Below are 1,202 nucleotides of genomic sequence, written 5' to 3'. Positions count from 1 at the left end.
ACTTGCTTGTATCAGGAGGGGTGCAAGCCCCTTCTGATAAGCTGCGAAGCAGCTATTTGGTTATGAGCAAGTAGCGAAGGCGGATTGCGAATATCCTTTGACTTAATGAAAGCGCCCAAATTGATTTTGTCTTTCTGGCTAATAATCGCTCATAAAGAAAAAATCAATTTGGGCGCTATTTACGTCGAGATATCCTAAAAGATTCTCCGATTTCGTATTATTTCAATAACCTAAATTTTCCCTACCATTTAATCTAAAATCTGCTTTCCGGTCACATCTAAATGATAATTATCCCGATAAATTAATTCTGAAATCGGCACAAACTGAAACCCCTTTTCTTCCAGCTGCGTCAGCAGCGTATCCAGCGCATCCGCTGTATATTTAGCCCCATTATGACACAAGATAATAGCCCCACCGGTCAGCTGCTTATTGTCGCAGATCCGGGTAATAATATCATCCACACCGTAATCCTTCCAATCGAGACTATCAATAGACCACTGAATCGGATAATATCCACAGGACAGCACGCCCGTGATGACCTCATTATCATAATCTCCGTAAGGCGGTCGGAAAAGAAACATATCATATCCGGTCAACGCTTTCACTTTTTCATGCACAGACATGATCTCATTCCGGATTTCCGTATCGGACAGCTGACTCATATTTTTATGATTCTGACTGTGATTGCCAAGATCGTGTCCACCTTCATAAATTGCCTTCACATCATCAGGGTAAGAATCTACCCATCCACCCGTCATGAAAAACGTCGCATGAACATTATGTTTTGCAAGAATTTCCAGAATCCGCGCAGTATCATCATTGCCCCAGGCGGCGTCAAACGAAATCGCAATTTTGGGTTCTTTGGTATCCACACAATAAATCGGAAGCTCTTTGCCGTTTACAGTATTGCTGACGGAAATCACTCCGGTTGTCATCTGAAAATAAATAGTTATGGCAAGGATGCTGCAGACTACCACCGGCAGCAGAAGGGAGAAGCGTTTTTCTTTTTTCATAGGTTCTCCTTCGGACATGAGATTACTAATATATATGAAAGCAGACAGTTTCTTATGTGCATAAATACAGGCGAAAACGGATTGTATTTGCATAAAAAGAAGCCGTCTGCTTTTGTGCAAAAGAAAGGAAATTTACAACGTTGTTCAAGTCGAACGCACGTGAGACTTGGTGCGTGATTCTGGTCAGCG

The 1,202-nt window shown here is 42.1% G+C and carries 1 protein-coding gene; it reads right to left on the bottom strand.

Annotated elements, in window-relative coordinates; genetic code table 11:
• Positions 1 to 248: 248 nt before the first annotated feature.
• Positions 249 to 1,013: a polysaccharide deacetylase family protein gene (locus LG34_RS16270; protein ID WP_109217010.1), complete on the bottom strand. Its 765-nt coding sequence runs from the start codon at positions 1,011 to 1,013 to the stop codon at positions 249 to 251.
• Positions 1,014 to 1,202: the final 189 nt, after the last annotated feature.

The organism is Eubacterium ramulus, from assembly GCF_003122485.1.
GTDB classification, from domain to species: Bacteria; Bacillota; Clostridia; order Lachnospirales; family Lachnospiraceae; genus Eubacterium_I; species Eubacterium_I ramulus_A.
The sequence above is the reverse complement of the archived record's forward strand: the minus strand, read 5'-3'. Positions and strand labels throughout refer to the sequence as shown.